The 21,590-nt window shown below is 44.7% G+C and carries 17 protein-coding genes, 2 tRNA genes and 1 pseudogene; 9 read left to right on the top strand and 11 right to left on the bottom strand.

All coding sequences use genetic code 11. The annotated features are described in order from the left end of the window. Positions 1 to 54: 54 nt before the first annotated feature. A complete protein-coding gene (locus tag ABEF84_RS11080; protein ID WP_347452979.1) occupies positions 55 to 642 on the top strand; it encodes a DUF4112 domain-containing protein in 588 nt (195 codons plus the stop codon). A 74-nt stretch (positions 643 to 716) separates the two neighbouring features. Here the strand turns inward: ABEF84_RS11080 and htpX are convergent, their stop codons facing one another. Then, positions 717 to 1,622, bottom strand: a complete 906-nt coding sequence (gene htpX, locus ABEF84_RS11075; protein WP_034585327.1) for a protease HtpX — start codon at positions 1,620 to 1,622, stop codon at positions 717 to 719. Between the two features lie 191 nt (positions 1,623 to 1,813). Continuing rightward, on the bottom strand, positions 1,814 to 2,695 hold the full coding sequence (locus tag ABEF84_RS11070; protein ID WP_034585330.1) for a lytic transglycosylase domain-containing protein: 882 nt from the start codon (positions 2,693 to 2,695) through the stop codon (positions 1,814 to 1,816). 502 nt (positions 2,696 to 3,197) lie between these two features. Here ABEF84_RS11070 and ttcA point away from each other — a divergent pair. Next, entirely contained in the window at positions 3,198 to 4,127 is a 930-nt protein-coding gene (ttcA, locus tag ABEF84_RS11065) for a tRNA 2-thiocytidine(32) synthetase TtcA (RefSeq protein WP_034585332.1), read from the top strand. A 123-nt stretch (positions 4,128 to 4,250) separates the two neighbouring features. Here the strand turns inward: ttcA and ABEF84_RS11060 are convergent. Then, positions 4,251 to 5,480, bottom strand: a pseudogene (locus tag ABEF84_RS11060) (transposase). Between the two features lie 185 nt (positions 5,481 to 5,665). Next, positions 5,666 to 6,079, bottom strand: a complete 414-nt coding sequence (gene tnpA / locus ABEF84_RS11055; protein WP_347454804.1) for an IS200/IS605 family transposase — start codon at positions 6,077 to 6,079, stop codon at positions 5,666 to 5,668. Positions 6,080 to 6,099: 20 nt separating this feature from the next. On the opposite strand from tnpA, the gene ABEF84_RS11050 reads away from it, so the two are divergent. Together ABEF84_RS11050 and ABEF84_RS11045 are read left to right on the top strand one after the other, a co-directional pair. Continuing rightward, positions 6,100 to 7,158 (top strand): transposase, encoded by a 1,059-nt coding sequence (locus ABEF84_RS11050; protein WP_347453584.1) that lies wholly within the window; start codon positions 6,100 to 6,102, stop codon positions 7,156 to 7,158. Positions 7,159 to 7,352: 194 nt separating this feature from the next. Further along, positions 7,353 to 7,736 (top strand): SCP2 sterol-binding domain-containing protein, encoded by a 384-nt coding sequence (locus ABEF84_RS11045; RefSeq protein WP_034585080.1) that lies wholly within the window; start codon positions 7,353 to 7,355, stop codon positions 7,734 to 7,736. Between the two features lie 74 nt (positions 7,737 to 7,810). Here ABEF84_RS11045 and ABEF84_RS11040 read toward each other — a convergent pair whose 3' ends face one another. Further along, positions 7,811 to 8,923, bottom strand: a complete 1,113-nt coding sequence (locus ABEF84_RS11040; RefSeq protein ID WP_034582405.1) for a transglycosylase SLT domain-containing protein — start codon at positions 8,921 to 8,923, stop codon at positions 7,811 to 7,813. Positions 8,924 to 9,290: 367 nt separating this feature from the next. Between ABEF84_RS11040 and greB the strand changes: the two genes are divergently transcribed. The 5 genes from greB (at position 9,291) to epmA (ending at position 12,548) form a co-directional block, all read left to right on the top strand. Continuing rightward, positions 9,291 to 9,785, top strand: a complete 495-nt coding sequence (greB, locus tag ABEF84_RS11035) for a transcription elongation factor GreB (RefSeq protein ID WP_034582408.1) — start codon at positions 9,291 to 9,293, stop codon at positions 9,783 to 9,785. An 88-nt stretch (positions 9,786 to 9,873) separates the two neighbouring features. Further along, positions 9,874 to 9,964 (top strand) — tRNA-Ser (locus tag ABEF84_RS11030). Positions 9,965 to 10,204: 240 nt separating this feature from the next. Then, positions 10,205 to 10,295, top strand: a tRNA-Ser gene (locus ABEF84_RS11025). Positions 10,296 to 10,509: 214 nt separating this feature from the next. Then, complete coding sequence (locus tag ABEF84_RS11020) at positions 10,510 to 11,577, top strand: 4-phosphoerythronate dehydrogenase (protein WP_034582410.1); 1,068 nt, start codon at positions 10,510 to 10,512, stop codon at positions 11,575 to 11,577. Continuing rightward, positions 11,574 to 12,548, top strand: coding sequence for an EF-P lysine aminoacylase EpmA (epmA, locus tag ABEF84_RS11015; RefSeq protein WP_347452978.1), 975 nt, complete (start codon positions 11,574 to 11,576; stop codon positions 12,546 to 12,548). The genes ABEF84_RS11020 and epmA overlap by 4 nt, the downstream gene beginning before the upstream one ends. Before the next feature lie 38 nt (positions 12,549 to 12,586). Here the strand turns inward: epmA and ABEF84_RS11010 are convergent, their stop codons facing one another. From ABEF84_RS11010 to metF, 6 genes are all read right to left on the bottom strand, one after another. Next, a complete protein-coding gene (locus ABEF84_RS11010; RefSeq protein WP_034582414.1) occupies positions 12,587 to 13,027 on the bottom strand; it encodes a GNAT family N-acetyltransferase in 441 nt (146 codons plus the stop codon). 152 nt (positions 13,028 to 13,179) lie between these two features. Next, complete coding sequence (locus ABEF84_RS11005; protein ID WP_347452977.1) at positions 13,180 to 14,412, bottom strand: multifunctional CCA addition/repair protein; 1,233 nt, start codon at positions 14,410 to 14,412, stop codon at positions 13,180 to 13,182. A gap of 83 nt (positions 14,413 to 14,495) precedes the next feature. Then, complete coding sequence (locus ABEF84_RS11000) at positions 14,496 to 16,775, bottom strand: NADP-dependent malic enzyme (RefSeq protein WP_034582418.1); 2,280 nt, start codon at positions 16,773 to 16,775, stop codon at positions 14,496 to 14,498. A 140-nt stretch (positions 16,776 to 16,915) separates the two neighbouring features. Further along, positions 16,916 to 19,792, bottom strand: coding sequence for an EAL domain-containing protein (locus ABEF84_RS10995; protein WP_347454806.1), 2,877 nt, complete (start codon positions 19,790 to 19,792; stop codon positions 16,916 to 16,918). 193 nt (positions 19,793 to 19,985) lie between these two features. Continuing rightward, a complete protein-coding gene (locus ABEF84_RS10990) occupies positions 19,986 to 20,696 on the bottom strand; it encodes a 16S rRNA (uracil(1498)-N(3))-methyltransferase (protein WP_034582422.1) in 711 nt (236 codons plus the stop codon). Positions 20,697 to 20,730: 34 nt separating this feature from the next. Then, a complete protein-coding gene (gene metF, locus ABEF84_RS10985) occupies positions 20,731 to 21,564 on the bottom strand; it encodes a methylenetetrahydrofolate reductase [NAD(P)H] (protein WP_034582425.1) in 834 nt (277 codons plus the stop codon). Positions 21,565 to 21,590: the final 26 nt, after the last annotated feature.

The following is a 21,590-nucleotide window of genomic DNA, read 5'->3' as shown; positions in this document are numbered from 1 at the left end:
TTTGGCTGCAATTTCAGTAGGCTGGAAATCATTAAAAGAAAAACGGTTAACTTAATGATCGAAACAGGTAATAAAAATCCCAAGAAGATGACTCAGCAGGAAGTGATCCGCCTGGAACGTGATCTGGCCAAGTTCGCCAACATGATGGACTCTGTGGTGCGGATTCCTTTTACCAAGCAGGGTGTTGGTGCGGATGCTGCGCTCAGTACTGTACCAGTAGCGGGGGATTTAGCCGGTTTTGCCATGACCTGTTATGCGATCTATAAGGCGCATCAGATTGGCGTGCCGCAGTCCAAGCTGAATCCGGTCATGAAACTGGCAGTGATGGACGCCTTGGTAGGATTTATCCCAGTGGTTGGAACGATTTTTGATGTGTTCATTCGTCCTAGCCGGAAAGCACTAGACATTGTGCATGAACATATTCGGGAAGAATACCAGATTCGCAGTGAACATCATGTGGTGCATCCTTTTCTGCATGAAAAACTGGAACAGAAACAGCAGCAATCCCCTTTCTGGCGTAATCCGGTGGTGGCCTGGATTTGGATTCATATTCCCGACATTTTAGGCACGATTTTCCTGATTCTGTTTATCCTCGCCATCGGTTGGGGCGTCATGGCGATCTATCAGTGGTGGAATCCATAATTACCATTTAATTGAGCCTAAAGAAAAAGCCTCCATTTCGGAGGCTTTTTTTATGTATCAGAGCAGTTAGCTGATTAAGGCAGATTCAGCTGTTGCAGCGCTGCAACACGTTGTTCGATGGTCGGGTGAGTCTGGAATAAAGCAGCTAGGCTGAAACCTTGTTCCTGACCTGCAGAGATGGCAAATGCTTTCATTTCTTTAGGCATCGCATCTGGCATTTCAGATTCAGCTTGTAAGCGTAACAGGGCAGAAATCATCGCCTGTTTACCTGCTAAACGTGCACCTGCTTCATCGGCACGGTATTCACGGTAGCGAGAGAACCACATTACGATCGCAGACGCCAGGATACCAAATACAATATCCAGCACGATGGTTGTTACGAAGTAAGCAATCCCCGGTGCTTCGCCATCTTCACGGCCGAAGACGTTACGATCGATAAAGTCACCCACCACACGTGCAAAGAACATCACGAAGGCGTTCACCACACCCTGAATCAGGGCCAGTGTCACCATGTCACCATTGGCAACGTGACCAATTTCGTGAGCCAGTACTGCACGCAGTTCATCTTTGTTCATGCGTTCCAGCAGACCGGTTGAAACCGCAACCAGTGCATCATTTTTGTTCCAGCCGGTCGCGAATGCGTTGGACTGGTAAGATGGGAAAATACCCACTTCCGGCATGCGAATGCCTGCACGCTGAGACAGCTGTGCAACTTCCTGTAATAACCATGCTTCTGCCTGGTTACGTGGAGCGTTGGGATCAATCAGTTCCGTACCGGTAGTCTTCTTTGCCATCCATTTTGACATGAACAGCGAAACCAGAGAGCCCACCATACCGAACACAAAACAGATCACCAGCAGGTTGCCTAGATTCAAGCCACCCGCGCCATGGTAACTACCGACACCGAAGAGTGACAAGATAATGCCAGCTACAACCAGTACCGCGAGGTTGGTTAGCAAGAACAAACCAATCCGCATCATTGAGAAATCCTCTTATTATATAAAAATAATCTGATTATCAAATTACAATCATTACCCTCAATATGAGGCGAAATGACTCAGATTTCAAGGAAAAAATAGCAATTTACTCAGAATTTCCCCAGCCTTTCATGAGGTTGTCTGACAGTTTGCAGACATCATGAACAAACAGCAGGGGAGTTTTGTGTGGTTATTTAGTCATGAATATAAATTCGGGCAGATGCCGTGGCATGCGCCGTTGCATAAGAACCTGCTGGTGCATCGGTAAAACTACCATCTCCATTGACAATAATTTTACGCTGATAATTATTGGCTTTCAGCGTTGGCGCAGCCGGTTCATGGTAATTGGCTGAGCTGGCAATCACCTTGTTATGCTCTGGTGATGCAGGTGTAGAAGAGGAGGATGCAGACGAAGCACTCAGGCCCACTCCATTTGAATACAGGTTGTGATAGCGGCTAGTGACACGACGCACATAATCCTGGGTTTCGCGGAAAGGCGGTATACCACCATATTTGGCGACATTACCTTCACCTGCATTATAGCCAGCCAGGGCTAAAGAAGTATTGCCATTAAAACGCTTGAGCAACCAGGCCAAATATTTGGCACCGGCCATAATGTTCTGATGCGGATCATAGGCATTGCTGACATTGAAACGGCGAGCGGTAGCAGGCATCAGCTGCATCAGACCCTGCGCACCTACAGGTGAACGCGCATGCACATTAAAGCCAGATTCAGTATGCATCACTGCCTTGATCAGTCCTTCCGATACACCGTGCTGCTGTGCGGCCTGTTTAATAATCGAGTCAAAGGCATTTTTATTTTTGCTATAGCTTGGCAAGACCGAAGCTTCGCTTGAGCCCCAGTTGCTGTAGCTATGAATATTACTATCGGGATAGTAGGTCACTTTAATTTTTTTTAAGGACTTGTCGGAGGTTTTTTTGTTGGTTAATAAGGTCGTGCCATTGTGATCTTTATACATGTAGATTTGTCCTGCATGCGTAAAGACAGAATTTCCTATCAAAAAACACAGACAACCGAGTACAGAAGTCCCCTTAAACCATGAATATTTTTTCATTGTAAGTATATGTCTTGAACATTTGTCCCCAAAACTTAATACAGAGTTTAACAAAATCTCCGGCAATGAAAAGTGACGAGCGGCGCATTTATAAACAAGTTTGTAAATGCAAGTCCCTAATGTTGAAGAACTAACCAAAAAAAAATTATTTTTTTTTTTAATATGATGTTCTTGACACACATAAAGAATTGATTTTAAATGTAAAATAAATTGGTTAAAAAATGATCAATTTAAATGGAAGCCTTAATTTTGCGGACGATAAAGCTGTCAAGTAGTTTTAAATCCACAAAGTTATCCACAGCTTTTGTGGAAAACTGTGGAAAAGTCCAAAAGATAAGCATCTGGGTCAAAAAATGAACTGTTTCGTTCAATTTATCAATATAAATAAAACATGAAAATGAAACTGACACATCCACTAAATGAAAATAAATTCTTTTAATGCGGGATCGGCACGAATCAGCTAAAATTGCGCGGTATTTTTATTTATGGGTTATTCTCGTCTATGTACTCACCAGTTGAATCCGAACAGGGATTTAATTTCAAACCGGAATTGCCAACAAGCTCTGCGTATTACCGTTTGTTGAAAAAGCTGCGCCGTCAGGTCGGACACGCCATTCGTGACTTTAAAATGATCGAAGACGGTGACAAGGTCATGGTGTGTATTTCTGGTGGTAAAGACAGTTATACCTTGCTGGACATTTTGCTGCAGTTCAAACGCATTGCACCGATCAACTTTGATGTGGTGGCAGTCAACCTGGACCAGAAGCAGCCGGGCTTCCCTGAAGATGTATTGCCACGTTATTTAGAAGAAAATAACATCCCGTATTACATCCTGGAAAAAGATACTTACAGCATCACCAAGAAGCTGACGCCAGAAGGCAAGACTTACTGTGCAGTATGTTCACGTTTGCGCCGCGGTTCGCTATATGGTTTTGCCCAGGAAATTGGCGCGACTAAAGTGGCGTTGGGTCACCACCGTGATGACATCCTGGCAACATTCTTCCTGAACCTGTTCCATGGCGGTAGCCTGAAAGCGATGCCACCAAAACTGCTGTCTTCAGACAAGAAAAATATCCTGATTCGTCCACTGGCTTATGTGGAAGAGAAGGACATCATCAAGTACGCACAAATGCGTCAGTTCCCAATCATTCCATGTAACTTGTGTGGCTCTCAGGAAAACCTGCAACGTGCCATCATCAATGACATGCTGCGTGAATGGGACAATGCTCATCCAAAACGTCTGCACAGTATTTTCGGGGCGCTGCAAAACGTGTCGCCATCACAACTGGCAGACCGAGAACTGTTTGACTTTGAAGCATTGGATAAAGAGCGTATTTTTGACTTTAAAGGTGGGGCGTGCTCAACCGAAGGTGCTGAAGAAGGCGAAAGCAAACGCATTAACATGGTCAATCTAGGCTACGCCGCTGACTAAGCATTGCTAACGCACTTTTAAAAATGATGTTTGGGCGGGCATTTAACTGGTTTGGATGCCCGCTCAGTTTTATCCCTTTAGCCGTAAAACCTCGCCCTTCAGGGCATAGGTATCTACACATCTTTAGGTACCTAGTGCAATAGTTGCGATTTCATTCAGTTCATCTATTGAATATTCTGAGAGCAGTTGAAGAGTATTTAGTAAAATCGAGAGTCCTGCCAATATGGCAGGCGCACTCTCTACCTTGCCTCTTTTCTGTTGTCTACCTGAAAGTCTAGTCAAAAATGCACGGACTTTCTGATTTTGTTCATCTGTACAACGCTGTACTCTCCACGTCAACACACAAGCCATACAACTGATTAGCAAACGCCTTAAAATCGCTTCTGGCGTAGTCTGAAGTCATGACTCAATATCATGGCCTGCTTGCTTGAGAAGTTTGAAATAACATTCGATTGACCAACGCCAGTAATACCAAGTCGTCAGTTCTACTGCGGTAATCTCAGTTGGTACATTACTGATCAATGACCATCTTGCAACTGTCTTTTCATTAATATCTTTAACCACCGCAATAATCAGTCTAGCCTCAATTGCAGCACCTTTCTGAGGAGCAACTCTTTGACCTAAACAATCTTTTTTATTTGATTTTGCAGCACGGGTAAGCCGAACATTGGTTTCTCCAACATAAAGCATATGTTGATTACCCTTATAAGAAATGGGTTTCACTTGCTGTATTTCGATACGTTCAGCAACTTCTCCAACTTTACATATTTCACCCTGATACTCAATCCGATTTCCTTCCTTTGCTCGAATAAGCCATTGAAAACCATGACTGCTTAATTCCCTGAGATGAGCAATGGAATCTCCTTCACGATCAATAATATGTACGCAGGTTTTATCAAGAGGAAACTGTTCAACTTTTTGAATTTGTTCAGAAAGGGAGTCTAAATGGGTTTTACGTTCGGTCTGTTGCTCATTGAATGTCGAATAGCAACCTGAAGCACTAGAAAGGGTCTGAGCTAATGGAGCAACAGGTAGTCCAGAAGCAGCATCAACAAGTAAGCTCGTTTGTAATTCATAGCCTGAGTCGTACTGATGTGTCCTTTGGAGTTTTTGGGTTTTATTACAATGTGTCACATATTGGATTTGTGACCAATCATGAATAACTAAAGCATAACGATGCAGCGATGTCTTAATCTGATCACAAGCAAGTTTTTGAATAGGTTCATTTAATTGTTTAAATGAGATTTTATCATTATTTAAAAACCGCCATACAGCTTGCGTCGTTGCGAAACTATTTTTTTGAGCAGAGGCAATATCTTTGATTGCAGGAGCAAGTGAAGCAAGAGGATTCATATTGAGTTGAACGAGGTTGTTGTAACGTTTGACAAGGCGCTGATCTAAGCGAGAGATGTTAAAATTGAAGAGCATGCTCTTCAATTTAACGCAAAACATGGAAATTGTGTAGATACCTATGCCTTCAGGGCGGGGATATAAGGCTGCAATCCGCTAGTCCCCCTTGTGGGGATTAGCTAGGATTGCTAATGCGGTGTTTGCTGTTGTTGGATATATTGTTTAATAATCCCAATGGGAGCACCTCCACACGATGCAGCGAAATAACTAGGCGACCACAAAGCATTCCTCCATAATTTGTTTTTAATTTCAGGGTGTTTAGTTCTTAAAATACGACTAGATGCACCTTTTAGGCTGTTAACCAAGCTAGAAATAGCTACTTTTGGTGGATAGTTCACAAGTAAATGAACATGATCATGCTCACCATCAAATTCTACCAACTTAGCTTCAAAGTCTAAGCAAATGCGCTTGAATACTTCATTCATAGTTTCGAGCATAGCTTTGGTAAAAACATCTCTACGATATTTAGCCACAAAGACTAAATGAACGTGCATATTAAAAACACAGTGACGACCTGTTCTAATCTCTTGACTATTATCCATAGACCAAATATATTTTAGTGATGAAGACACTTAAATTACGCATAAAAGACAAACATTGCAAGGTGCTAGACCAATTGGCATCTGAAGTTAATTTTGTCTGGAACTATGTCAATGATTTGTGTTTTAAACACTTGCAAAGAAAACAACAATTCTTTTCAGCTTACGATATTGCTAAATACACGAAAGGTACATCAAAAGAGTGCAATTTGCACAGCCAAACCATACAGGCAGTTGCGGAAGAATTAGTTACTCGAAGAAAGCAATTTAAAAAAGCCAAGCTAAAATGGCGTGTCAGTAACAAAAAAAATGCTAGACGTTCTCTCGGTTGGATTCCATTTAAAAAAGTGGCGGTGAAATATGCCGATGGGTATGTCCAATACGGCAAGCATCAATTCAAGCTATGGGACAGTTACGGACTAAGTAAATACAATGTTAAAACAGGCTCGTTTGTCGAGGATAGCCGAGGGCGTTGGTATGTATGTCTTGTGGTTGATTCAATTAAAACAGAGAAAACCACCGCTAAAACCTCAATTGGCATTGATCTAGGACTCAAAGACCTTGCGACTTGCTCAGATGGTGTAAAGTTCAAAGCGCCTAAAATCTATCGTCAATATGAACAAAAACTTGGTATTGCTCAAAAAGCAAGAAATAAAAAACGTGTCAAAGCGATTCATGCCAAGATCAAAAATCTACGTCAAAATATGCTGCATCAATTCAGTCATAAACTGGTGAATGAACATGCAGCCATCTTCGTTGGTAATGTGAATGCCAAAGCATTGGCACAGACAAAATTAGCTAAGTCTGTACTCGATGCAGGTTGGACGACCTTAAGAACCATGCTCAAGTATAAATGCGAGAACGCAGGGGTATGGTATGAAGAAGTCAATGAAGCCTATACCACCCAAACTTGCTCGTGCTGCGGCTCACGCTCCAGTAGTCTGAAAGGTAGAGCAGGACTTGGAATAAGAGAATGGCAGTGTGTGGAGTGCGGTACATTCCACGATAGAGATATAAACTCAGCACTGAATATTCTTGCGCTCGGACATGGGCGTCTTGCAGGAGGAATCTCCGTCCTTTAGGTCGGAGAGGATGTCAATTGTGGAAAGTAGAATACAGAAAAATAGTAAGTTCCCCACAAAAATTGAACGCTGCGTACAAAATTCGATAGCCATTCTGTAAATGATCGTGATATAACAATCTGCAAGCAAAATAGCTGCAAGATGATGTTGTCTGGATAGACGACACACACAAACTAATAAATTGAGGAAAGATCATGCCTGCTTTTTTAACTGATGATTGGTTTTCAACTGTAGAAACTCTAACTGCTCAGGCAGGTGACCTGAATCTGGCACCAGCGCTTGCAAATCTTGCAATTAATCTGGTGGTAACTGACACTACAGGTAATACTGAATTATCTTTAGATGGTGGATCGATCAAAAAAGGGTTGTCTGAAAATGCCAAGACAACTTTAAATATGGACGCAGAAACACTACGTAAAGTTTTCCTTGAGTTTGACATGGCTGCTGCAATGCAAGCTTTCATGACTGGCAAAATCAAGGTGCAAGGGGATATGTCCCAGTTGATGGCACTGCAAACTGCCAAGCCAAGCCAAGAACAAAAAGACCTGTTCAAAAAAGTGCTTGAGCAAACTACCTGATAGATTGCTACGAATAAAAAAGCTTACCCAAGGGTAAGCTTTTTTAATGTCTGCTTTTTTAGATTAGCCATAGCTTAGATGTTGACCAGCTCGGAGCTTTTGATCTGTTCCAGATAAGAACGGATACGGGTCACATATTGCAGTGCCTGGCGATAACGGCCATTGCTGGCTTTATTACGTTCCAGATAGCTATAAATATTTACCCAATTGTCCGGATCCTTGCCTTGGCTACGGATACGGCTTTGGATTTTCTCTACTGCACCGGGCCCCATGTTATAAGCCACCAAGGCATACCAGTTACGGTCCGGCATCGGGATATGATCAAAGCGTGATAGCATCTGGTCATAATATTTCGCACCACCCTCAATGCTCTGCGCAGGGTCGGCACGGTTACTTACGCCCATCGCTTTCGCGGTTGAGCTGGTCAGCATCATCAGACCACGGACACCGGTCGGGGATACTGAGCTTGGCTTGAGATAAGATTCCTGGTAGCCGATCGCGGCGAGCAGGTGCCAGTCCAGACCGTATTGCTGAGCAGATCTCTGGAAGCTGGCCTTGTAAATGGGGAGGCGCTGACGCAGATCCTGATGGATATCATCCTTAAAATGATCTTCGACTACATTCTGATTGTAAAAGGAAGCGAGCTGATTGATTGCGCCGCTTTGCTTGCTGTTACAGACGAAATTACTAGCAGTCTGACTTAGAGGATCATTGGCGGACTTAAATACCCAGTTCAGATTGGAATTCAGGCCTTTGGACGATAGCGCACTGCCATCACCACAAGTTGCAGAGAATGCTGTCAGTTTTTTGCCTTCAATGCTGCTGATGCTGGTTGTGGTCATTGCCATATTGGCCTGGCCTTGAGCCACCATTTTCAGTGCAGTAGCATCATCATTTACAGTTTTGAATTCCAGTTTGACATTCATGTCTTTGGCATAGTTACGCACCAGGTCATAACCAAAGCCATGCAGGTGCCCGCCATCTTCAAACACGGTGGTCGGACTCTTGACCGCAACGACGGTCAATTTGTTGCTGTTGACGACATTGTTAAATTGTGCCGTGGTCTTGCTTGCATTGATGGCATGGAAGGGAACCATGGCAGTACCTAATACAAGCGCTTTTACAGGGAGAGAGTTTAATAAAGATCTTAGGCAAAGCCTCGACCCAGAAGATGAACTACTGTGCATGTTGTCTCCGCTACAAGTAATTTATGCCCTCGAAAGTTTTAGGCAAAAGAAACCACAGAACTTTCTTAAAGTTGATAAATTCAATTAGGGTTGGGCAGTCATGACGTCATTCAAAATGACTTGGGATTAACGGTATATGTGTAGAAAAACTACACAGAATAAAAAATAAGCAAAGTGAACAAGATGTGCGCATGGTAATGGTCAAAAAATGAATTGTCAAATTTTGTACTGAAAATTGTTTTAAAATGTAATTTAAGTGATTAAAATCATTAGAGAATTTTTTTGGTCTTATTTCACCTGTAGAAAATAGTGAATAAAATAGGGCTGTTAGGGAGGAAATTATGGTCATGCAAGGTGCTGAAACGCGATGAAATCGAATCTGATTACCCGGGCTGGACATGATAAATTGGTGGCAGAACTTAAATATCTGTGGCATGAAGAGCGGCCGGAAATCACCAAAAAAGTAAACTGGGCAGCCAGCCTCGGCGACCGTTCGGAGAACGCAGATTACCAGTATAATAAGCAGCTGTTACGCAAGATTGACCGCCGGGTGCGTTATCTGGGGAAGCGTCTGGAAGAACTGCGGATTATCGATTTCTCTCCAGAACAGGAAGGCAAGGTGTATTTTGGTGCCTGGGTGGAAATTGAGAATGAAGCTGGTGAGCAGAAAACCTTGCGTATTGTCGGAGTGGATGAAATTTATGATCATCATCCGCAGCATATTTCCATAGATTCTCCGATGGCGCGTGCCTTGCTAGGCAAGCAGGTGGATGATGAAGTAGAAGTGATGACGCCATCAGGCAAAAAACTCTGGTATATCAATTCCATTCGTTACGAAAAGCCGGAAGATTCCGCAAAGTAAGAAGATTGATTTTATTTTGCGCAATTGATGCTGAAATTGCTGAAAAATAATTGCCAAGCCGGATTTTTATTTATATGATTGCCGGCATGGAAGCGTGGCAGAGCGGTTTAATGCACCGGTCTTGAAAACCGACGAGGGCTTATACCCCTCCGTGAGTTCGAATCTCACCGCTTCCGCCAGATTTGCAAAACCCCAGTCGAAAGGCTGGGGTTTTTTTTATGGCGATATTTTATTAATAGATTTTCTTCACCTTAATTTTACCCGTTCGAAGTCTGCCTCTAGACCATTTTCAGGAGGATATTGTGAATATGTGGATCCGCTACTATCTGACTGAAAAATAGCTGATCGAAAGGAAATTTTTATAAGTTTTACGAAAATTTATTGCCAAAAAACAGAAATATTTATATGATGGCGGCCATGGAAGCGTGGCAGAGCGGTTTAATGCACCGGTCTTGAAAACCGACGAGGGCTTATACCCCTCCGTGAGTTCGAATCTCACCGCTTCCGCCAGATTTGCAAAACCCTAGTCGAAAGACTGGGGTTTTTTTATCGGTTTAGGAAGTGGAGTGTTTTATTTACCCGATTTCCTTAAAAGTCGATTGGCTTTTAAAGATATATAAGTCACCGCAAAATTGAGAGTACTGCTTGGAGAAGATACGGCTATACATTGGTCATTGCGTACATCCCGCGTTAAGATAGAGAAATTGTGTTGTTGGAAGGCCTTATGAAAATTGTCGCAGATGAAAATCTGGCATTCACCGATTATTTCTTTCAAGAATTTGCCGAGATTCAGCACCGTGCAGGCCGTACCTTAACTGCGGCAGATGTACAGGATGCCGATGCCTTGCTGGTTCGTTCAGTGACTAAAGTCAATGCCGAGCTGTTGGAAAGCAGCAAAGTAAAGTTTGTCGGCAGTGCGACTATTGGTACCGATCATCTGGATATTGCTGCACTGGAAAAACTAGGCATTAACTGGAGTAATGCAGCCGGTTGCAATGCACAGGCTGTCGCTGAATATGTGATTACCGCTTTATTAAAACTGCGTCCTGCATTACTCGAAGCAGGGCAGAACTTTACCTTAGGTATTATTGGTCTGGGCAATGTTGGTCGCCGTCTGGTATATATGGCAGGTTTACTCGGTTGGCGCGTGATCGGCTGTGATCCTTTTGTACAGCGTGACAATATTACACAGGTCAATCTACAAACTTTATTGGCTCAGGCAGATGCCATCAGTATTCATGTGCCCCTGACCAAACAGGGCGAACATCCTACTTATCATCTGATTAATGCCGAAGCCTTGGCACAGATGAAACCCGATACCATTCTGATTAATTCTGCACGTGGCCCGGTGGTAGAAGAAGCTGCTTTGATCGCTGATATCAAGACAACTGGGCGTCAGGTGGTGCTGGATGTATTTGAGCATGAGCCAGTGATTTCTGCGGAAGTACTGGATCTGGTCAGTCTGGTGACGCCACATATTGCCGGTTATAGCCTGGAAGGCAAGGCACGCGGTACGCAAATGGTTTATGAAGCTTTCTGCCAGCATTTTGGTTTTGCAAGCAATAAACAGTTTGAAAGTCAGTTGCCGGAATGTGCCCAATATTTTGCCGGGCAGACTTTAAAAGCTGCTTTAAAACAGCATCTCAATGAAATCTACGATATCCAGCGTGATGACACCAATCTACGTGCCTGCCTGAAAGAGGGCAAGGTCGATCAGCAGGCCTTTGACCATTTGCGTAAGACCTATCCACTGCGCCGTGAATGGGCGGCACATGGAGGGCCAAAAGCATGAGTATCGCTTATCAACCGACTTGTGATCTGAAAGCCATGCGTGCACGTGCTACCTTATATACACAGATACGCAAGTTTTTTGCTGAGCGTGATGTGCTTGAGGTAGAAACGCCGATTTTGTCCCAGGCGGGTGTAACCGATGTGCATCTGGCCTCTGTTCAGGCACAACGTCATGTTATGGGCAAACTTAGTACACATTATCTGCAGACGTCTCCAGAATTTGCCATGAAGCGCCTGCTAGCGAGTGGCAGTGGTCCGATTTACCAGATCTGTAAAGTCTTTCGCGATGATGAGCATGGACGTAAGCACAACAGCGAATTTACCATGCTGGAATGGTACCGACCGGGCTTTAGCCTGAAAGACTTGATGTTTGAAGTGACTGATCTGCTCAATGTGGTGCTGAAACAGCGTTTTGGCGAAGTTCGTCCAACTATCCTCAGTTATAAGCATGCGTTTATGGATCGGCTGGATCTGAATCCATTACAAGCAACGTTAAAAGAGTTGAAAGACTGCTGTCGCCGTGTCGGATTAAATCTGGATTTAGGTGAAGACCGTTTGGCGTATATCGACCTGTTGTTCTCACATATGGTTGAGCCAAGTTTGGGTTTTGATACACCAGTATTTCTGACCGATTTCCCACCTGAACTGGCTTCCTTGGCGAAAACCAGAACGGATGAAGATGGCGAATTGGTCGCTGCACGGTTTGAGCTGTATATCGAAGGGCTGGAACTGGCCAATGCCTATGATGAGTTGGTCGATGCTGAGGTGCTGCGTTCCCGTTTTGAAGCGGATAATGCTGAACGGGCTAAACTGGGCGTGCATGTGATGCCAATTGATGAATATTTGCTGGCAGCTTTACCGCATATGCCAGAATGTTCCGGGATTGCCCTGGGGATTGACCGTCTGCTGATGATCGCCACCAATCAGCTCAAGTTGGAAAAAGTGATTACGTTCCCGGCGGAAATTTCATAAGTTTTTGTAATGATCAGCCTGTAAGTCATATGGGCTGATCAGTCCAGATATTTACGAAAACCGATACTGTAAGCATCAAAGCCTAAGCTGTTATAGAAAGCATGGGCGGGCAGGCGTTCCTCACGGTTACCACTATTCACCTGAATCAGTTTTAAATTTCGCTCTTTCGCCAACTTTTCAATCGCTGTAATTAAACGTTTACCTACGCCTTGTCCGCGATAAGCCTGATCTACCACGAAGGCCTGAATCCGGATATAGCCCCCATCAAATTCCCAAGTATATTCTTCAATCACACCCGCATAAGCAATCACACGGTTGTCATGCTCTACGACGAGGGTCTGGTAGTGGGGATTTTGATGTAGTTTCTGCCAGCGTTGCTGGATATTCTCAGGTGTGGCAGGATAACCCAATTGTGCAGTCAGTAGATGAATATCACGCAGGTCTTGTTCTAGCTGTAAAGGGCGAATTATGAAAGTCATAATGAGGAATGAAAGTCAAATATAAATCATGCCTCAATTTTAAGTGAAAGAGGGCTTCTCAGAATTCTAATCATTTCCGCTATTTTTATTATTTTGCAGAATAAGGAATTGGGAATCTAACTGTGAATAAGAAAGCTCCCGAAGGAGCTTGCTTAGATCACAGCGGTATGGCGTTCTTTGAGTTCACCTAGGGCATGGATACGACGTTCAATTAGCATTTCGCCAATATCGGGGCCTTGGATTTCTGGTGGCAGATCCTGCGCTTTAATCCCGCGCACCACTTGCATGGCTTCCAGCACATATTGCGCTTGCGGGTAGGCGCGATCTTCCAGACCCAAACGGCCACGCGAGTCACATTCACAAGCCTGGACAAAAGCTTCAACTCGTTCCGGACGACGCAAGACATCCAGACGTTGCAGCAAACGCCATAAAGTCCCTGGTTTGAGATTCAAAGCTTGGTGGCATTTCAGGTGCTCTTTACACACCGCAATGGCTAATTGCTTAGTATAAGTTGGCACTTTCAGACGTTCACACAGTTCGGTTACCGGCTGCACACCACGCTCTTCATGCATGATATGCCGTGGTAATTCTTCAACCGGGGTAAGGGCCTTACCTAAATCATGCACCAGGACTGCAAAACGCACATCCAGATTGTAATTCTGGCGGCAGGCCTGCTGCAGTGACATCATGGTATGAATACCACAGTCGATTTCCGGGTGATATTCAGGACGTTGTGGAATACCGAATAAGGCATCAATTTCCGGAAACAGCACTTTTAACGCGCCACAGTCGCGCAGCACTTCAAAATACACTTCAGCATGCGGTTCCATCAGGGCACGGGATGTTTCTTTCCAGACTCGTTCCGGTGTCAGTGCATTCAGTTCGCCAGTCTCTGTCAATCGGCACATTAACGCCAACGTTTCTTCTGCAACATGGAAGCCCAAGCCGTGATAGCGTGCCGCAAAACGCGCGACACGCAGTACGCGCAGTGGATCTTCAACAAATGCTTCTGAGACATGGCGCAGGATCCGGTTTTCCAGATCCTGCTGACCGCCATACGGATCATGTACTTTACCGGATTCGTCCATCGCCATGGCATTGATGGTCAGGTCACGGCGAATCAGGTCCTGTTCCAAGGTGACACTGGTATCGGTATGAAATTCAAAACCATGATAGCCGGTACCGGATTTCCGTTCGGTACGTGCCAGTGCATATTCTTCTTTTGTTTCAGGATGCAGAAAAACAGGGAAGTCTTTCCCAACCGGCTGATAGCCTAGGCTGAGCATTTGGTCGGGGCTGGCGCCAACGACGACATAATCTCTCTCGTGATAGGGGTGTCCGAGCAAGTGATCTCGCACTGCACCGCCTACTAAATAAACTTGCATGAAAAAACCTCTATTCTTAGAAGCATCATGCTACAGAATAGAGGTTTTCTCAAGTCAAGAAACTCGGCGTTCGCCGTGTTTGCTTATAGGGCGTCTTGTTCCGCTTGCTGGATTTCTGCAACTGTCAGTGCAGTCATGTTCACCACACGGCGAGTGGTCGCTGTCGGGGTCAGAATGTGCACTGGTTTAGCAGCACCCAGCAGGATAGGACCAATGGTCACGTTGTTGCCCGAGGTTGCTTTCAGCAGGTTAAACGAAATGTTCGCTGCATCCAGGTTTGGCATGATCAGCAGGTTCGCAGAACCTTTGAAGCGTGAGTTCGGGAAAGCAAAGTGACGGATATTTTCGTCCAATGCTGCATCACCGTGCATTTCACCTTCAACTTCCAGTTCAGGTGCGATTTCAGACAGAATATCGAACACTTTACGCATTTTTTGCGCGCTCAGGTCATCCTGATCTGAACCGAAACTGGAGTGAGAAAGCAGGGCAACACGTGGGGTAATACCAAAACGACGTACTTCTTCAGCTGCCAGAATGGTCATTTCTGCTAGCTGTTCCGCAGTTGGATTGCGGTTGATGTAAGTATCCGCGATGAACAGGTTACGTTCTTCCAGCATCAAGGCATTCAGGGTAAAGAAAGTGTTATGGCCTTCTTGTTTGCCAATCACATTGCTGACGAAGTCCAAGTGAATGTCGTAGCTAGAGTAAGTACCACATAACATACCATCCGCTTTACCATGACGTACCAGCATGGCTGCAATCAGGGTAGAACGGCGACGTGCTTCACGGTGCGCATATTCAGGTGTAACACCTTTGCGCTTCATGATGTTGTAGTAGTCTTCAGCAAACATTTCGTAGTCAGGGTTGTTTTCCTGATCCACGATGGTGATATTCACACCATTTTCCAGACGTAGGCCCAGTTTTTTGATATTGGCTTCGATCACGGCGGTACGACCCACTAGGATCGGTTCAGCCAGACCTTCATCCACTGCGATTTGAACCGCACGAAGTACGCGCAGGTCTTCACCTTCCGCATAGGCAATACGTTTCGGATTGGTTTTTGCCTGAGCGAAGATTGGTTTCATCATGAAGGCTGAGTTATACACGAACTCAGACAGACGTTGACGGTATGCAGAGAAATCTTTGATTGGGCGAGTTGCCACGCCAGAATCCATCGCTGCTTGTGCAATGGCAGGGGCAATTTCCAGAATCAGGCGTTGATCCAATGGACGAGGAATCAGGTAGTCACGACCAAATGAAGCTGATTTTTCACCATAAGATGCAGCATCAGCTTCTACGTGTGCCATACGTGCAATCGCGTGTACGCAGGCAATCTTCATTTCTTCGTTAATCGTGGTTGCACCAACATCCAAAGCACCACGGAAGATGTACGGGAAGCACAGTGCATTGTTCACCTGGTTTGGATAGTCGGAACGACCAGTCGCCATGATCACGTCAGGACGTGCTTCATGTGCAAGCTCAGGCAGAATTTCTGGATCTGGGTTTGCCAGTGCGAAGATGATTGGATCTTTGGCCATTTTCTTGACCATGTCCTGAGTCAGAATGCCAGCAGCAGACAGACCGAGGAACATGTCTGCGCCTTCCATTACGTCTTCAAGCTGAGTCGCTTCGATGTCTTGCATGTATGCTTTTTTAGACTCGTCCAGACCTTCACGCTTAGTCGTCAACAGACCACGTGAATCGGCAACAATGATATTTTCTTTACGGGCACCCAGCGCGCACAACAGGTTCAGACATGACAATGCCGCTGCACCCGCACCTGAAGCCACGATTTTGATGTCTTCAATTTTTTTGCCATTAATCAGCAGTGCATTCAGCAGGGCAGAGCCGACGATGATTGAAGTACCGTGCTGGTCATCGTGGAACACAGGAATGTTCATGCGTTCACGCAGTTTTTGCTCAATATAGAAACATTCGGGTGCCTTGATATCTTCAAGGTTGATACCACCAAAAGTTGGCTCTAGTGAAGCGACGATATCGACAATTTTATCTGGGTCATTTTCTGCGATTTCGATATCGAATACATCTACACCCGCGAATTTTTTGAAGAGTACGCCTTTACCTTCCATAACCGGTTTAGACGCTAAAGGACCGATGTTACCTAAGCCCAGTACAGCTGTACCATTACTGACCACTGCGACCAGGTTACCGCGTGCAGTATATAAAGCCGCAGTCGATGGATCGCGTTCAATCTCTAGACAAGGTGCAGCCACACCTGGCGAATAGGCCAGAGCTAAATCACGTTGGTTGACGAGTTGTTTGCTTGGAGTGACGCTGATTTTGCCTGGGGTTGGAAATTCGTGGTAGTACAGGGCCTGTTGTTTTAAAGATTGATCGTCCATTAGTCTCTCGAGTATTTCAATGGTTACCCAATTGCAGGTAACAAAACCGTTGAATACAGGAGAATATATCACTAGTTCCCTACTTCGCACAGTAAAACACCAGTGATTTTTCGAATAAATTATGAGAATGAAGACTTTATTTATACCTGATAGGTATAAGTCTCAGGCTCCATATTTTTTTCAAGATATTCAGTTGCCTGCTGTTCCGGCAGCGGTTTTGCGAACAAATAGCCTTGGGCAATATCGCAGTCCAGCTTATGCAGGAAGCTCATCTGTTGATCATTTTCAATACCTTCAGCCACAACGATCATGCCCATGGCCTTGCCCATCGCGACCATCGCACTGACAATCGCTTCCTGTTTGCAGTCACCAATTTTGGACACAAATGCCCGGTCAATCTTCAGAATATCAATCGGGAAATCTGCTAAGTAAGAGAGCGAAGAATAACCAGTTCCGAAGTCATCCAGCGAGATCTTGATGTTACGTTCCTTGATCTGGTTGAGTACATTCTTCACCGTTTCCGAGTTTTCAACCAGTGAAGATTCGGTAATTTCCAGTTCCAGACTTGAGCCAGAAATGCCATTGGCTTTAATTGCTTCATCCAGATCATCAATCAGCTGACCACGACGTAGCTGTAGTGCCACGATATTCACTGATACACAGATATTCAGGAAACCTTGTTCATTCCATTTGCGGATCTGTTTGGCCGTTTGCTGAATCACCAGCTGACCAATTTCCGAAATCATACTGGTCTGCTCGGCCAGTGGAATAAACATGCCCGGTGGAATAATGCCTTTTTCCGGGTGATTCCAGCGGATCAGGGCTTCAAAGCCATAGATACTTTGGTCATTAAAATTGATTTTTGGCTGGTAATACACAATCAGCTCACCATTCTGAATCGCTTTACGCAGATCGCGTTCGATGAAAATCCCTTGTTCCAGTAGTGCGGTATTCTCATTGGAATAGAAGTAAACCGTATTTCCGCCGAGATTTTTCGCTTCAGCCAGCGCCTGTTCGGCGCAGTTATTTAGATAATCCAGCTGACGGCCATGCTCTGGATAATAAGCAACACCCATCGAAACCGTGATTTCATAATCCTGTCCAAAGACATTAAATGGCTTAGTAAAAGCTTTGGCAATACGATCACAATGTTCCTGCACCGAAGGACGGATATGCGAGATTTCATACAGAATTGCAAAATCATCACCGTTGAGATGCGCAACAAATAGCGCCTCTGCATTGGTCAGGCGTAAACGCTGAGCCACCTGACGTAAAAGTTCGTCACCGCCATTATTGCTCAGGTATTCATTTAGCGGGCGGAAACGGTCGATATTGAGACGGATCACCGCCATCTGCTTGATCGAGTCTTTCTGGGTGACCAGATACTGGTGCAGCTGGTAGTTGTAATAGAAACGGTTTGGCAGATCAGTCAGCGTGTCATAATTTTCTAAATAGGAGAGACGCTGTTCCTGTAACTTGCGCTCGGTCAGGTCTGACACGATCCCGATATAGTGAGTAATTCGGCCTTCATCATCCATGATGGCATTGATATGCAGCCAGAGCGGCATTTCCTTGCCAGACAGGAATTTCTCATTCAGCTCACCATCAAAGGAACCGATCTTCACCACCTGTTTGATGATGCTGGAATGAATACTGCGCTGTTGCGACTTGTGATTTGCCGTAATATCAAACAGATGTTTGCCGATAATCTCGTGACGCTCAAAACCGGACAGATGCTCGAAGAAGGGGTTAACTTCGATATAGCGTAGCTCATTGTTGAGGATGAAAATCCCTTCAGCGGCCTGTTCCAGTACGCTGGCTGCCAGTTTTAAACGTTCCTGAGAATTACGTTCTTGTTGGATATCGCGACGGATGCCGACCATGCGTAGTGGCTTATGGGTTTTCGGATCACGGCTAATCACGCGACCAATATCATGTACCCAGTTCCAGACTCCTTGGGTATTCTGGATACGATAAGTCGCTTCATAGCGCTCACTGAGACCACGCAGATGCTGCTTCATCATAGCTCTAAAGTGGGCAATATCATCCGGATGGATCAAATGATGCAACTGCGCCTGATGTTCACGGGAATTACGCTGGATTTGTTCCTGCTTGAAATTGGTCAGGGTGATTTTACGGTCTTTGATATTCCAGTCCCATGGGCGGATCCCGGCAATCTCGTGCGCCAGTTCCAGGTTTTGATGCTGGTCTTGCAATGCACGGTTAATCTGCTCGATATCAAAAGTCCGTTCACGAACCTTCTGTTCCAGTAACTGGTTATTCAGTTGCAACTGCAGTTCAATATCTTTGGATTTATTGACTTCGGTCTGCAGCTGTTTGCACAGTTCATCTGTCCAGGAAACCTGCTGTTCAGCATTGGTAACCAGCAAATTGTTTTGTGCATACAGACGCGAAGTCCGTCGATGAATCCGGTAAGTACTGTTGGCACAGAGCAGAATCACAATCATCGAGAAATTCAGCGCCAGGCTGATAAATGGATTGATGGAATGTAATTCGGTGATCTGTAAATAGAAAAATGGCACTAATGATGGCAAAAACACCAGACAGAAATAGCTGAGTTTCTGGGTTAGATAGGTCAGACCGAAAGCTTGGGTGACCATAATCAGCAAGCCGGTCAGTGTCAGTGCTTCAACCTGCTCGAATGCAGGATTGACCTGTGGCAGATGGAAATAGATGGTAAAGAGACCAACCGCAATACAGATGCCCACCAGCAGACACTGGGTTTGCAGCCAGCGATGTGCAGTCTCGAGTTTATAGGCATTGGGCTTGAAATGAATGGTACTGATCAGCCAGCACATACTGACCACAATTTCGGTCAGGATAAACCAGAGGTTGAAATAGCTGTCCGCCGGGTGATAGTGCAGCTGGTAAATGCAGTAAATATAAAGGCAAACGAGCAAAATACTCAGCAAAAAGTATCTACTGTGACGAACCGTATTCACGATTTGTGCACTATTGAGATGCTGCTGGATATAATCATCCTGATTATTGATCATTACTTAAATGCCTTTTTCTACACTGCGTAATTCTGCGTTGTTTTTATTAGTGGCCCTATAAGAATTTGTCTTATCATTTAATAGGTCATTCATTTTTATCTGCTTAATACTAAAGCGGTTAGAAATAAAAATCTATCAAATACATGACAAATTTTTACAATTGATAGTGAATCAAAATTGGGCATGGGAGAGATTAGAATTTGTAATTCAAAATAGACAATGCCACCACAGGTGCAGTCTCGGTACGTAATACACGTTCACCAATGCACCAGTTCACAAAGCCTTTAGTATTCGCTGCTGTAATTTCAGCTTCACTCAAACCACCTTCTGGGCCTATCAAAAGTGCCAGTTCAGGAGTAGCTTCTTTAAGGACATCCACTTCATTTTTGTTCGGTGCCAGTACCAGTTTTGTTGCCGGTAATTCACTGTTCAGCCAATTTTCTAGAGAAAGTGGCGGCAGAATTTTGGGAACAATATTCATTCCACACTGTTCGCAGGCTGCAATTGCTACACCTTGCCAGTGATCCAGTTTTTTCTGGTCACGGTCGTATTTTAGGCGCATTTCGCAGCGTTCAGAAGTGAGAAGTTGAATTTCTGAGACACCTAGCTCAACCGCTTTTTGAATTGCATAATCCATGCGATCACCTTTGCTCATCACTTGACCGAGCAGGGCTTTGAATTTTGGTGTACGGTTGGCTGGATTAAAGCTGTTGACCTGAACTGAAGCCGATTTTTTAGATACTTCGGTCAGTTCAACTTCATATTCTCCCCCTTGTCCATTGAACAAGGTGGCGATTTCACCGACTTGAGCGCGTAAAACTTTAACCCAGTGATGAAACACGGTTTCAGTCAGTTCAATAGTGCTATCTACTGCTAAATCGGCTTCAATATAAAAACGTGGCATTAAAGTTTTACTCGCAAATCAGTGAATTTACTTGTTAAAGGCCGAGGTCTTTAACCAGTTGACGGGTTGGATCAGTAGTATTCATGGTGTAGAAGTGCAGGCTCGGCGCACCGCCAGCAATCAGGCGTTCACAGAATTTCACTACAACTTCATGACCAAACTTTTTGATGCTTTCAGTGTCATCACCATAAGTCGCCAGTTGCTTGCGGATCCAGCGAGGGATTTCTGCACCTGTACCATCGGCAAAGCGAATCAGGTTGCTGGCATTGGTGATTGGCATGATGCCGGGTGCTACTGGAATATCAATTCCTGCTTTCTGGATACGCTCTACAAAGTAGAAATATGCATCTGGATTAAAGAAGAACTGAGTCAAGGCCGCATTAGCACCTGCTTTGACTTTTTCCACAAAGTGCTGAATATCTTTGTCAAAGCTTTCAGCTTGCGGGTGCATTTCCGGATAGGCCGCTACTTCGATATGGAAATGATCGCCACTATGCTCACGGATAAAGCGAACCAGATCCTGAGCATATGGCAGTTCACCTAAACCCACCTGACCTGATGGTAGGTCACCACGCAGGGCAACAATACGGTCAATACCTTGTGCCTTATAGATATCTAGCAGTTCAGCAATACGTGCCTTGTCATCACCGATACAAGATAGGTGAGGGGTAACCGGTGTGCCTTTACCGTTAAATTCCTCAATGGTATAAAGCGTACGTTCACGTGTTGAACCACCTGCCCCATAAGTCACAGAGAAGAATTCCGGATTCAGTAGTTGCAGTTCTTGGTGCACAACTTTTAGTTTTTCCGCACCAGCATCAGTTTTGGTTGGGAAAAACTCAAAAGAAATTGGAATTTGTTTAGACATGTTCAAATCCTTTTTATAAATACTTA

The sequence above is a fragment of the Acinetobacter sp. ANC 7912 genome (genome assembly GCF_039862785.1).
GTDB lineage: Bacteria > Pseudomonadota > Gammaproteobacteria > Pseudomonadales > Moraxellaceae > Acinetobacter > Acinetobacter thermotolerans.
Note: the sequence above shows the minus strand (reverse complement) of the source record. Positions and strands in the feature narration are given on the sequence as shown.